This window comes from Streptomyces sp. NPDC006430, from assembly GCF_040612395.1.
Lineage (GTDB): Bacteria > Actinomycetota > Actinomycetes > Streptomycetales > Streptomycetaceae > Streptomyces.
This window is the reverse complement of the sequence record NZ_JBEXQA010000010.1, coordinates 26,347-38,610: the sequence shown is the minus strand read 5'-3', so window position 1 is coordinate 38,610 and position 12,264 is coordinate 26,347. Positions and strand designations below refer to the sequence as shown.

Annotated in this window: 8 protein-coding genes; 7 read left to right on the top strand and 1 reads right to left on the bottom strand. The window is 73.4% G+C overall.

Annotated features, from left to right (window positions below; all coding sequences use genetic code 11):
• Positions 1–320: 320 nt before the first annotated feature.
• The 5 genes from ABZZ20_RS16935 (at position 321) to ABZZ20_RS16915 (ending at position 9,679) form a co-directional block, all read left to right on the top strand.
• Complete coding sequence (locus tag ABZZ20_RS16935) at positions 321–3,422, top strand: FHA domain-containing protein (RefSeq protein WP_356870166.1); 3,102 nt, start codon at positions 321–323, stop codon at positions 3,420–3,422.
• 92 nt (positions 3,423–3,514) lie between these two features.
• Positions 3,515–4,897: an ABC transporter substrate-binding protein gene (locus ABZZ20_RS16930; protein WP_356870165.1), complete on the top strand. Its 1,383-nt coding sequence runs from the start codon at positions 3,515–3,517 to the stop codon at positions 4,895–4,897.
• A gap of 103 nt (positions 4,898–5,000) precedes the next feature.
• Positions 5,001–6,254 carry a sugar ABC transporter permease gene (locus tag ABZZ20_RS16925; RefSeq protein ID WP_356870464.1) on the top strand — a complete coding sequence of 418 codons (1,254 nt, stop codon included), beginning with the start codon at positions 5,001–5,003 and terminating at the stop codon, positions 6,252–6,254.
• Between the two features lie 116 nt (positions 6,255–6,370).
• Complete coding sequence (locus tag ABZZ20_RS16920) at positions 6,371–7,174, top strand: carbohydrate ABC transporter permease (protein WP_356870462.1); 804 nt, start codon at positions 6,371–6,373, stop codon at positions 7,172–7,174.
• A gap of 168 nt (positions 7,175–7,342) precedes the next feature.
• Positions 7,343–9,679: a bifunctional glycosyltransferase family 2 protein/CDP-glycerol:glycerophosphate glycerophosphotransferase gene (locus tag ABZZ20_RS16915; RefSeq protein WP_356870164.1), complete on the top strand. Its 2,337-nt coding sequence runs from the start codon at positions 7,343–7,345 to the stop codon at positions 9,677–9,679.
• Between the two features lie 58 nt (positions 9,680–9,737).
• Here the strand turns inward: ABZZ20_RS16915 and ABZZ20_RS16910 are convergent, their stop codons facing one another.
• Entirely contained in the window at positions 9,738–10,379 is a 642-nt protein-coding gene (locus tag ABZZ20_RS16910) for a TetR/AcrR family transcriptional regulator (RefSeq protein WP_356870163.1), read from the bottom strand.
• Positions 10,380–10,492: 113 nt separating this feature from the next.
• Here ABZZ20_RS16910 and ABZZ20_RS16905 point away from each other — a divergent pair, with 113 nt between their 5' ends.
• The gene (locus ABZZ20_RS16905) at positions 10,493–11,365 is read left to right on the top strand and encodes an ABC transporter permease (RefSeq protein ID WP_356870162.1); all 873 of its coding nucleotides are present in this window, start codon (positions 10,493–10,495) and stop codon (positions 11,363–11,365) included.
• A 94-nt stretch (positions 11,366–11,459) separates the two neighbouring features.
• Complete coding sequence (locus ABZZ20_RS16900) at positions 11,460–12,203, top strand: ABC transporter ATP-binding protein (RefSeq protein WP_356870460.1); 744 nt, start codon at positions 11,460–11,462, stop codon at positions 12,201–12,203.
• The last annotated feature ends 61 nt before the right edge of the window (positions 12,204–12,264 follow it).

The following is a 12,264-nucleotide window of genomic DNA, read 5'->3' as shown; positions in this document are numbered from 1 at the left end:
TGAGGGGTATGCCTGAGGCGATTTTCCGCGTCGTTGCCGACTCTCCCCGACTTTCCTCGACGTGCAGGTCGAACGTACGTACCGCACGTGCCGGGCCACTATGATTCAAGATCATTTATTAGCGGGTTCCGGGCGTGTTGTCCGCGACAGGTGCGAGGATGCACCCGTACGGAACGGCCGGGACGGGAGCCCCGCCTTCCGGGCAGACCTGACCGGACGACGCGCCGTGCCGGGTGGGGGGTTGATCGGGCACGCACGTCCCGTCGCACCCCTGCCGGGCGCACGCACCGCGCACCGCGCAGAAGGGACCGCTGACGGCGATGCAGATCCGGCTGACCGTCCTCGGGTCGCGCAGCGGCCACCAGACCGTACCCACCGGCTGTGACGTGCTCGTCACCGCACCCACGGGTACCGCGCTGGCCGCCGTGGCCTCCGGCCTGGCCGCGACCGTCGGCGGGCCCGACACCGGCGGCACGGTCGTGCTGTACGCCGGTACGGAACGGCTCGACCTCCAGCGGCGGGTCCTCGGGGAGCCGCCGCTCGTGGACGGAGCGGTGCTGGGACTGCACGCACCGATACCCGACGTCCTGCCGGACGGGACGGACGGCGCACAGCTGCACGTGGTCGCGGGCCCGGACGCCGGCGGAGTGCACCTGCTGCACCCGGGAGGGATCCGGATCGGGCGCTCGGCCGATGCGGACGTCCCACTGGACGACCCCGACGTGTCACGGCTGCACTGCGCGGTGACGGTGATGCCGGACGGACGGGTGACGGTGGCCGACCTGAACTCGACGAACGGGACGACGCTCGACGGCTCGACGGTCGGTCGGCAACCGGTGGCGCTGCCGCCCGGCGCGCTGCTGCGGATCGGCGAATCCACCCTCCGGTTGGCCCCCGGGGCTCCGGCCCCGCTGCCGGTCGTACCGGACCTGGAGGGCCACCTGTCCCTCGCGGGCGCCGCCCGGGACCCGGAGCCGGCCACTGTTGACCACGGCGGCCCCGCCGCCGGCCCGGGGCCGCGCCCCGACGCCCCCGGCCACGGGTGGGTGCCCGGCGGGAGCCTCGGCACCGCGGCGCACGACGCTCCCGGCGGCCCCTCCGGGGCCACCTCGGGCAGGGGCCCGCACACCGGCGCGGGCACCCCGGGCCACGGGCCCGGCCCGGGCGGGCACGAGGGCTCCGGGACGCACCCGGTGGCCGGCCCCGGCGCGGCACCGGGCGCGGGCGCCGGCGCAGCCGCCGGAGCGGGCGCGGAACCCGCCGGGGACGGTCCCCGGGCGGGCGGCGCGGCCGGGGGGCGGCGTCGGGGTCTGGGCGCCTGGGCGCGGAAGTGGGTGCGCGGGCAGGAGGAGCCCGAGGCGCTGGCCGTGGCCGAGCAGGCCGTCGCCGCCGTCCCCGATGTCGATGATCCCGCCGCGCTGCTGCTGGCCGCGCTCGGTCCGACCCGGCGCCTGTGGTCCCGTCCGCGGGGTCGGCTCGACGTCGGCCTCGGGGCCGGGAGCCGGGTCGCGCTCCAGGAGGTCGGTGGGCTCGGAATCGCGGGTCCGCGGGCGCGGCTGACCGGGGTCGCCCGGTCGGTGGTCGCCCAGCTCGCCGCCCTGCACGCCCCCTCGGAGCTGGAGATCGTGCTGCTCGCCGCCGATCGGGCGCGCAGCGTGGCCGAGCGGCGTGCCGACTGGGGGTGGCTCGGCTGGCTGCCCCACGTACGGCCCGCGCACGGGCAGGACTGTCGGCTGCTCCTCGCGTACGACCGTGATCAGGCTGCCGCCCGCACCGGTGAGTTGACCCGCCGCCTCGACGACGGTCCCCTCGGCACCCACTGGGCCGCCGCCGACCCGCGTAGCGTCCGCGAGGCCGCGTCCGCCCACCAGGGCCCGTACACCCTCCTCGTCGTCGACGGGGATCCCGGCGCCGGGGCGCTGCGCGATGTCACCGGTCGGCTCGCCTCGCACGGGCCGGCCGCCGGGATCCACGTCCTCGTCCTGGCGGAGACGCCGGCCGCCACGCCCGCCTCCCCGCTCGCCGAGACGTACGAGTCCGCTTGCGCGAGCACTCCCGCCTTCCGGGACTGCGGCGCGGTCGCCCTGTTGAGCGGGGACGTGGCCACGACCGTACGGACCTTCCCGGTCATCGGCGGCAAGCCGTCCCCGCCCGGCACCACTGCCACCGCGGACGCCGTCTCCGCGGCCTGGGCCGAGAGGTTCGCCCGGGCCCTGGCCCCGCTACGGGCCGAGCCCTCGCCCACGCCGCCGCACCCGGCCGTGGCCGCCGTCCTCCCGCACACCGCCCGCCTGCTGGACGAGTTGGGGCTGGCCCGGGCCACTCCGGCTTCCTTGATGGCCCGTTGGGCCGCCGCCACGGACCAGGGACTGGGCGTCGGCGGTCGGGTCGAGCTCGTGCTCGGCAGCGGGCGGCGCGGGCCGGTCGGGGCCGAGCTCGTCGCGGACGGGCCGCACCTGCTCATCGAGGGGCCCGCCGGAAGCGGGCGCACCGAGCTGCTGCGGTCCGTGGCCGCCTCGCTGTCCGCAGCCGCCCGGCCCGACCGGCTGGGGATCGTCCTGCTGGACGGGGCCGGCGGTGAGCGCGGCGACGGGTTGCTGCCCTGCACCGAGCTCCCGCACGTCGGCGCCCACCTCGTCGCCTCCGAGCCCGTCCGCATGCGGGAGTTCGCCCAGGCGCTCGGCGCCGAGCTGAAGCGCCGGGCCGAGCTCCTGGACGGTCTTCCGTTCGTCGAGTGGCACGCCCGGCGCGAGGTGGCCGACCGGATGGTCTCGCCCCGCCAGCCCGGTCCCGGTGAGCAGCTCGGCGAGGGCGACCCGTCCACCGGCCCCTCCTCGGGTTGGGGCGATCCCGTGCGTTCGGGCACCCTGCGGCTGCGTTCGGCCGCGCCGCGCACCGGGCCGGCCGGGCCGGGCCCGCTGCCGCGCCTGGTGGTGCTGGTGGACGACCTCGACGCGCTGGTCGCGCCGGGGCTGGGCAGTACGGGTCGGCCCGCCGCCGGTTCCGTCGTACGGGCGCTCGACGCGGTGGCCCGCGACGGTGCCCGGCTCGGCGTGCACCTGGTGGCCACGAGCGCCCGCCCGGACCGTACGGCGGACACCGAACTGGCCCGCACGAACCCGCTGCGGATCGACCTCGACGCTCCCGACCAGCCGGGCCCGGGCCGCGGCCGGCTCCGTTACCCCGATGGGCGGACGGTCCCGTTCCAGGGCGGCCGGGTGACCGGCCGGATCCCGCGGACTGCGACGCAGCGGCCGATCGTGGTGCCGGTGGAGTGGGAACGGATGGGTGATCCGCCGGCGCGTCGGCCCGTGCGGGAGCTGGGCAACGGCCCGACCGACCTGGCCCTCCTGGCGAGCGCCCTGGACCGGGCCGCGCACCTGGTTTCCGCGATACCCGTGCCGTTCCCACCGGCTCCCTGAGCCCGCGGCGCGGTGGGACGCGGTATTGCATGGCCGCTCGGCTCGGCGTAGACCTGTGTGAAAGTCAGATCACGGGCATCGGGGGCAGAGCCATGCGCAGGCACGGAACGAGCCGTACGAAGAACCGTAGAAGCAAGCAGGTTTGGGCGGCCCTCGCGGCCACGGGTGCGCTCACGCTGAGCGCATGTGGCGGCGGCGGGGACCAGAAGGAGGACCCGCCGCGGGGCGGGGAGGCGTCAACGTCCGGGCAGCGGGTGGAATTACCCCGGCTGACCGGCGAGAAGCTGTCGGTCGCGGCGGTCTGGACGGGGCCGGAGCAGGCGAACTTCACCAAGGTCCTCAAGGAGTTCGAGAAGCGGACGGGTGCCACGGTCACCTTCGTCCCGGCCCAGGACCCGATCGTCACCTTCCTCGGCACGAAGATCGCGGGCGGCCAGCCGCCCGACGTGGCGCTGTTGCCGCAGGTCGGCGCCCTGGCATCGGCGGTGCAGAACAAGTGGGTGCAGCCGGTCGGACCGGAGGCCAAGGCCCAGCTCGACAAGAACTACTCGGCCGGTTGGAAGACGCTCGGCGCGGTCGACGGCACTCAGTACGGGGTCTACTACAAGGCCGCCAACAAGTCGCTGATCTGGTACAACGCCAAGGCCTTCGAGGCGGCGGGCGTGCAGCCCCCCACGACCTGGAAGGCCCTACTGGCCGCGGCCGACACCCTCTCCGCCTCCGGTACCCCGGCCGTGTCGGTGGCCGGCGCGGACGGCTGGACGCTGACGGACTGGTTCGAGAACGTCTACCTCTCGCAGGCCGGCCCGCAGAAGTACGACCAGCTCTCCAAGCACCAGATCAAGTGGACGGACGACAGCGTCAAGCAGGCGTTGACCACCCTCGGCGAACTGTTCGGCCGCAAGGACTTCCTGGCGGGCGGAGCCAGCGGGGCGCTGGCCACCGAGTTCCCGAAGTCGGTGACGCAGACCTTCACCGGGGGCGAGCGGCCGGCCGCCGCCATGGTCTACGAGGGTGACTTCGTGGCGGTGAACATCGCCCAGACCGAGGCGAAGGTCGGCAAGGACGCCCTGGTCTTCCCGTTCCCGGCGGTCGGCGACAAAGCGCCGGTGGTCTCGGGCGGGGACGTCGCGGTCGCGCTGAAGCCGTCCACGGGGGCGCAGGCGCTTTTGACGTTCCTGGCCTCGGCGGAGGCCGCGGAGATCCAGGCCCGTGAGGGCGGGTTCGTCTCCCCGAACAAGGCGGTCGACCCGAAGGCCTACCCGAACGACATCCAGCGGAACATCGCCAAGGCCCTGATCGCGGCGGGCGACGACTTCCGCTTCGACATGTCGGACCAGGCCCCGGCGGCCTTCGGCGGGACCCCGGGCGCCGGTGAGTGGAAGGCGCTCCAGGACTTCCTGGCGAACCCCTCGGACGTGGCGGGCACTCAGGCCAGACTGGAGGCGGACGCGGCCAAGGCCTACGGGAACTGATCCCGTGACGGCCACGACCACGACCACGGCCACCACCGCACCCGGCACGGCCGCGCGCTCCGCCGAGGCCCGGCGGCGCCGCCTCGTCGCCGCGGCGTTCCTCCTGCCCGCCCTGGTGCTGCTCGGCGCCCTCGTCGTGCACCCCATCGGCTACTCGGTGTACCGCAGCTTCTTCGACCGCTCCGGCGACGCCTTCGTGGGCGGCGCCAACTACCGGGAGATCCTCCAGGACGACACGATCCGCACCGCTCTGAAGAACACGGCCCTGTGGGTGGTGCTGGCACCGACCACAGCCACCGCCCTCGGCCTGATCTTCGCGGTGCTCACCGAACGGGTGCGTTGGGGAACGGCATTCAAGCTCCTCGTGTTCATGCCGATGGCGATCTCGATGCTGGCGGCGGGCATCATCTTCCGGCTCGTGTACGACCACGACCCCCACCGGGGGGTCGCCAACGCGGTCTGGGTCGGGGTGCACGACACCTTCGCCCCGTCCTCGGCCTTCCCCAAGGCCCGCCCCGGTCGCGACTCCCCGCTGGTCCCGGCCGAGGGGGCCGCGGCGGGCGGCTTCACGACCCGTGCTCCGGTACGGGCGGGCGTCCCGGTGCTGCTCCCGCTCGTCGGTGTCGCGCCCGAGGCCCTGCCCGGGGGGACCCGTACGGCCGTGGCCGCGGCTGCCGAGCCCGGCAAGGTCACCGGGACGGCCTGGCAGGACTTCACCCGGGGCGGGGGCGGCCGTACGAACGCGGTCGACCCGACCGAGTCCGGCTTCGCCGGGATGCGCGTCGAGGCGGTCAAGGACGGCAAGGTGGTCGACACGGCGACGGCTCGCGCCGACGGCACCTTCACGCTGTCCGCGAAGGCGGACGGGGCATTGCTGCGGCTGCCCGCGTCGAACTTCCGGGAGGCGTACGCAGGGGTGGAGTGGCTCGGTCCGTCGCTGGTGACCCCGGCGGTCATCGGGGCGTACGTCTGGATGTGGGCCGGTTTCGCAATGGTGCTGATCGGGGCCGGGCTGGCCGCCGTACCGCGGGAGCTCCTGGAGGCGGCGCGGGTGGACGGGGCGAACGAGTGGCAGGTCTTCCGCCGGGTCACCGTCCCGCTGCTGGCACCGGTACTGGCGGTCGTCCTGGTGACCCTGGTCATCAACGTGATGAAGATCTTCGACCTGGTCTTCGTGATCGCGCCGGGGTCCGTGCAGGACGACGCGAACGTGCTGGCCCTCCAGCTGTACCGCACGTCCTTCGGCACGGATGCCGATCCGGGACTGGGCAGCGCCATCGCGGTGCTGCTGCTGGCGCTGGTGGTCCCGGTCATGCTCTACAACATCCGCAGGCTGCGGAAGGAGGGGTCCCGGTGAGCGCCTCCGCCCAGACCCGCCCGGGCGCACGGGCCGGCACCGACCCGCGCGCCGACACCGGGACCCGTAGCGATGCCCGTGCGGGCCGGCTCGCAGCCGCCGCGGCGGCCGGGGCCCTGCGCGTCTTCCTGGTACTGGCCGCACTGTTCTGGCTGGTGCCCACGCTCGGGCTGTTGATCTCCTCGTTCCTCTCCCCCACCGACCTGAACCAGGGCGGCTGGTGGCAGGTCCTGACCGCGCCGACGCGACTGACGGCCGGCAACTACGAGCGGCTGCTCGCCAACGACACGATCACGGGCTCGTTGCTCAACACGGTCGCCATCGCCGTCCCGGCGACCCTCCTCGTCCTCGTCCTCGGCGCGTTCGCCGGATACGCCTTCGCCTGGCTGGAGTTCCCGGGCCGGGACTGGCTGTTCCTGATCGTCGTCGGGCTGCTCGTCGTCCCCGTACAGGTGGCGCTGATCCCGGTTTCCGAACTCTTCGGTTCCATCGGGCTGTTCGAGACCACAGCCGGAGTGGTGCTGTTCCACACCGCTTTCGGGCTGCCGTTCGCCGTCTTCCTGCTGCGCAACTTCTTCGCGGAGATCCCCCGCGAGCTGCTGGAGGCGGCCCGGCTCGACGGTGCGGGCGAACTGCGCCTGTTCGCCCGGGTGGTGCTGCCGCTGGGCGGCCCGGCGATCGCCTCCCTCGGCATCTTCCAGTTCCTGTGGGTGTGGAACGACATGCTGGTCGCGCTGGTCTTCGCTGACTCGGCGCACCCGCCGGTCACGGTCGCCCTCCAGCAGCAGGTACGGCAGTTCGGCAACAACATCGATGTCCTCGCGCCCGGCGCGTTCCTGTCGATGGTGGTGCCGCTGGTCGTGTTCTTCGCCTTCCAACGGCAGTTCGTCTCGGGGGTGATGGCGGGGGCGATCAAGTAGTCGGCCCACCCGCAGTGGCCGCCGCGCCCTCGTTGCCGTGCGGCGTAGACGCCGGGTAACCCGATTGCCACGCACCGCGTAACCGTTCGCCACGCCGGGGGTTCCTGGGGGCACTCCCCCGGACTTCGTCCGGGGGGACCCCCACCCAGCGGTAGCCGGGGGAGCAATATGCCCGCGCCGACCCCTGGATGTGCCGTGCCCCGGTTCAGCGTCATCGTGCCCGCCTACGAGGTCCAGGCGTACCTCCAGGAGAGTTTGGACTCGGTGCTGTCCCAGTCGTACCCGGACCTGGAACTGATCGCCGTCGACGACGCCTCTCCGGACGCCTGCGGTTCGATCATCGACGAGTACGCGGCACGGGACCCCCGGGTGACCGCCGTGCACCTGGCGCACCACCTCGGTCCGGGCCCGGCCCGCAATGCGGGCCGGGCCCGGGCCACCGGCGACTACCTCGTCTTCCTCGACGGGGGCGACACCCTCGCCCCGGGCGCACTGCAGGCCATCACCGACCGGCTCAAGGACACCGATTCCCCGGACGTCCTCGTCTACGACCACGCGCGCACCTTCTGGACCGGGGAGCTCGTGCGCGACCGCCTCTCGCACCGACTGTCCGAGGAGGGCCCGACCAGCTTCCGGCTCACGGACCGCCCGGCCCTGCTCGGCATGGCGCTGGTGGTCTGGAACAAGGCGTACCGCCGCGAGTACGTGGAGCGCGAGGGACTGGAGTTCCCGCCCGGCTTCTACGAGGACACTCCGTGGACCTACCCGGCCCTGCTGGCCGCCGAGTCCATCGCCGTCCTGGACCGGGTGTGCGTGCACCACCGGCAACGGCGCACCGGATCGATCCTGACCACCACCAGCCCCCGCCACCTGGACGTCTTCGACCAGTACGACCGGGTCTTCGGGTACCTCGCCAGCCGCCCCGAGCTGGAGTGCTGGCGTCCCACCGTGCACCGGCGGATGGCCGAGCACTTCTGCGCCCTGTACGCCGACCCGCGCCGCCTCCCGCGCGCGAGCCGGGCCGAGTTCTTCCACCGGGCCTCCTCGCTCCTGCGCCGTTACCGGACCGTCGGCTCGCCGCCTCTGTCACCGCCCCTGACCCCGCCCCTGACGCCGCCCCTGACGCCGCCGCTGTCGCTGTCGCGCACCGACCGGATCCGGCACGCCCTGATGCGGCTCGGGGTGCGGCGCACGTACCGGGCGCTGTCGGTGCTCCGCACGGCCGCGCTGGCGGCGGGACGCACGGCGGCGGCCCTGGGTGGGGGCCTGCACGAGACGGCGCTGCGCCTGCACTACCGCCTCCAGCGGCTCCTGCCGCTGCGCCCGGAGCTGGCGGTCTTCTCCGCTTACTGGCACGGTGGTTACGCCTGCAACCCGGCGGCGATCGAGGCCAAGTTGCGCGAACTCGCGCCCCGGATGCGGACGGCGTGGATCTGCGATCCGCAGCACGCTGCGACCCTGCCCCCGGGAACGGTCATGCTCCGGCCCGGTTCCGCGGCGTACTGGACGGCGCTCGCCAGGGCCACGTACTTCACCACGAACGTCAACTTCGACCGCGCGCTGGTCAAGCGCCGGGGCCAGGTCCTGCTCCAGACCCAGCACGGCACCCCGCTCAAGCGGGTGGGCCTGGACCTCCAGGACCGCCCGGCGGCCACCCCCACGACGGATTTCACCGGTCTGCTGCGCGGTGCGGACCAGTGGGACTACCTGCTGTCCGCGAACCGCCACTCCACCCTGGTGTGGGAGAAGGCGATCCCCTCCTCGTACACCACGCTGGAGTACGGCTACCCGCGCAACGACGTCTTCCACCGGGCCACCCCGGACGATGTCGTGGGGCTGCGCGAGCGCCTCGGCATTCCGGCGGGCTCGACGGCGATCCTGTACGCGCCGACCCACCGCGACTACCGGCGCAGCCGTCCCGAACACCTGGACTTCGAGCGGGTGCTGCAGGGTCTGGGCCCCCGCTTCACGCTCCTGGTGCGTACGCACCTGACGTACGCGGACGTGCCCGGCCAGCCGGTTCGCCACCCCCGGCTGATCGACGTCTCCGCGTACCCCTCGGTGGAGGAACTCTGCCTGGCGTCGGACGTGTTGGTGACGGACTACTCGTCCCTGATGTTCGACTACGCGGCGCTGGACCGGCCGATCGTCATCCACGCGGACGACTGGGAGGCGTACGAGGCCGCCCGCGGCACGTACTTCGACCTGCGTTCGTGCCCGCCGGGCGCGATCGCCCGGACCGAGGACGAGTTGGTGGACATCTTCGCGACCGGACACTGGCAGGGCTCGCGCTCGGCGCAGCTGCGGGCGCGGTTCCGGTCCCGTTTCTGCTCGTACGACGACGGCCGAGCGGCCGAGCGGGTCGTGCGCCGCGTCTTCCTGGGGCAGCCGGACCTGGTCCCGCCGATCGTCGCGCTGCCGGACCGGCGGCCCGCGCCGGCGGCCCCGTCCTCCGCTCCGGCGCCCACCCTGGCCCCGCTGACGACCCGCGACCTCTGGCCGTAGCCGCCCCGCGGTGCGCCGCACGGCGGCGGGGCCGGGGGCCGGTGGTGCGCGGCCCGGCTCAGGACGACGTGGCAGCCAGCCCCGCGACCACCGACCGGGCCAGCTCGTCGAGGTAGCCGGCCGGCACGTCCTCGCGTACCACCACCTGCCGCCAGTACAGCGGCCCGATCGCCAGGTCCAGCGCCTTCCCCGGGTCCGTCCCCTCCGCCAGCTCGCCGCGCGCGACCGCTTCCGAGACGATCCCCTCGGCCATCCGCCGCTCGCCCTCCAGCAGGGCGCCGCGCACGGCGTCCGCGATCTCGGGGTTGCGCGCCGCCTCCACCAGCAGGTCGGGGATCACCGCCGACGCCACCGGGTGGCGCAGCACGTGCGACAGCACTTCGAGCAGGGCCCGTACGTCGCCGTACAGGGAGCCCGTCGCCGGCACCGGCAAGCCGTCCACCGCGAAGGCCCCCACCAGGTCCAGGACCAGGTGCAGCTTCGACTTCCACCGCCGGTAGACCGCCGTCTTCCCGACCCCGGCGCGCCGGGCGATCCCCTCGATCGACATCCGCGAGAACCCGACCGCGGCCAGTTCCTCCAGTACCGCGGCCCGGATCGCCTCGGTCACGTCCTCGCGCAGGACGGCGGCACCCGCCGGAGCACGACGAGCAGGGGCGGGGGCAGGCGCCGGGGTGGCAGCGGCAGGGTCAGTGGTCATGCACAGAGCATAGCCGGGCCCGTCACGACGGAACGGTTGCGTTCCGACGTGCCACGCCATAACCTCGCCGTAGCGACGATACGGACCCGTCCCATCGCTCGAAAGTGACCACCGTGACCCTCACCCCCGCAGAGCTGGCGGCAGCCCACGGCCTGACCGTCAGCGGCGCCCGCCCCCCGCTCCCGAGCTACGTGCGCCAACTCTGGGGCCGCCGGCACTTCGTGACCGCCTACGCCACCGCCCGGATGCACGCCACGTACAGCACGGCCAAACTCGGCCAGGTCTGGCACCTGGCGACACCCCTGCTCAACGCCGCCGTCTACTACTTCATCTTCGGCATCGTCCTGAGCGCCAGCCATGACGTCGCGGAATACGTCCCCTTCCTGATCACCGGCGTCTTCGTCTGGGACTTCATCGGCAGCTCCATCAACGCGTCCACGCGCGCCGTCCACGGCAACCTCGGCCTCGTCCGCGCCCTGCACTTCCCCCGCGCCAGCCTGCCCCTGTCCACCGTGGTCCAGCTCTTCCAACAGCTGCTGGTCACCATGGGCGCGCTCGTCGTCCTCCTGCTCGCCTGCGGCCAGACCCCGACCCCGCGATGGCTGCTGGCCGCCCCCACCCTGCTCCTGACCGCACTCTTCTGCGCCGGTGTCGCCATGGTCATGGCCCGCATCGGCAGCAAGAGCCCGGACGTCAGCCAGCTGATGCCGTTCGTCCTGCGCACCTGGATGTACTCCTCCGGAGTCATGTGGTCCATCGACCAGATGCTCAAGAAGGACCACCTCGCGCACTGGGTCACGGTCGTGCTCAAGACCAACCCGGCGGCCGTCTACATCGACCTGATGCGCTACGCACTGATCGCCAGCTTCGACCCGCACGCGCTCCCGCCCCACGTCTGGGCCCTCGCCACCGGCTGGGCCCTGTTCGCCGGCGTCGGCGGATTCATCTACTTCTGGAAGGCCGAGGAGGAGTACGGCCGTGGCTGACACCGAAACCACCACCGCACCCGCGCCCGCACCCGACCCCGCGCTCCACCGCGCGCCGGCCACGACGGCCCCCGACACCCGCGTCCCCACGGTCATCGCGGACGAGGTCCACGTCGTCTACAAGGTGCACGGCTCCGGCGGGCGCAAGGGCGGCGCCACCGCCGCCCTCAGCCGGATCTTCTCCCGCAAGCCCGCCCCCGGCCTGCGCGAGGTGCACGCCGTCAAGGGCGTCAGCTTCGTCGCGTACAAGGGCGAGGCCATCGGCCTCATCGGCTCCAACGGCTCGGGCAAGTCCACCCTGCTGGCCGCGATCGCCGGCCTCCAACCCGTGGCCCGCGGCACGATCTACTCGCACGGCCAGCCCTCGCTCCTCGGCGTGAACGCCGCCCTGATGAACGACCTCACCGGTGAACGCAACGTCGTCCTCGGCGGTCTGGCGATGGGCATGTCCAAGCAGCAGGTCCGCGAGCGCTACCAGGACATCGTCGACTTCTCCGGCATCAACGAGAAGGACGACTTCATCTCCCTCCCCATGCGCACGTACTCCTCGGGCATGGGCGCCCGTCTGCGCTTCTCCATCGCCGCAGCCAAGGACCACGACGTACTGATGATCGACGAGGCCCTCGCCACCGGCGACGCCGCCTTCCAACGCCGCAGCCAGGCCCGTATCGAGGAGCTCCGCGAGCGCGCCGGCACGGTGTTCCTCGTCAGCCACGGCATCGGCACGGTCCGCGAGACCTGCGACCGGGCCCTCTGGCTGGAGGCGGGCGTGTTGCGCATGGACGGCCCCTCCGCCGAGGTCTGCGACGCGTACGAGGCCCACGCCTCGGGCCGGTGAGGCCGCGGACCGCCCGGGGCGGGCGGTCCGGCGCGCGTACGGCAACGGGCGGCCCCGGGAC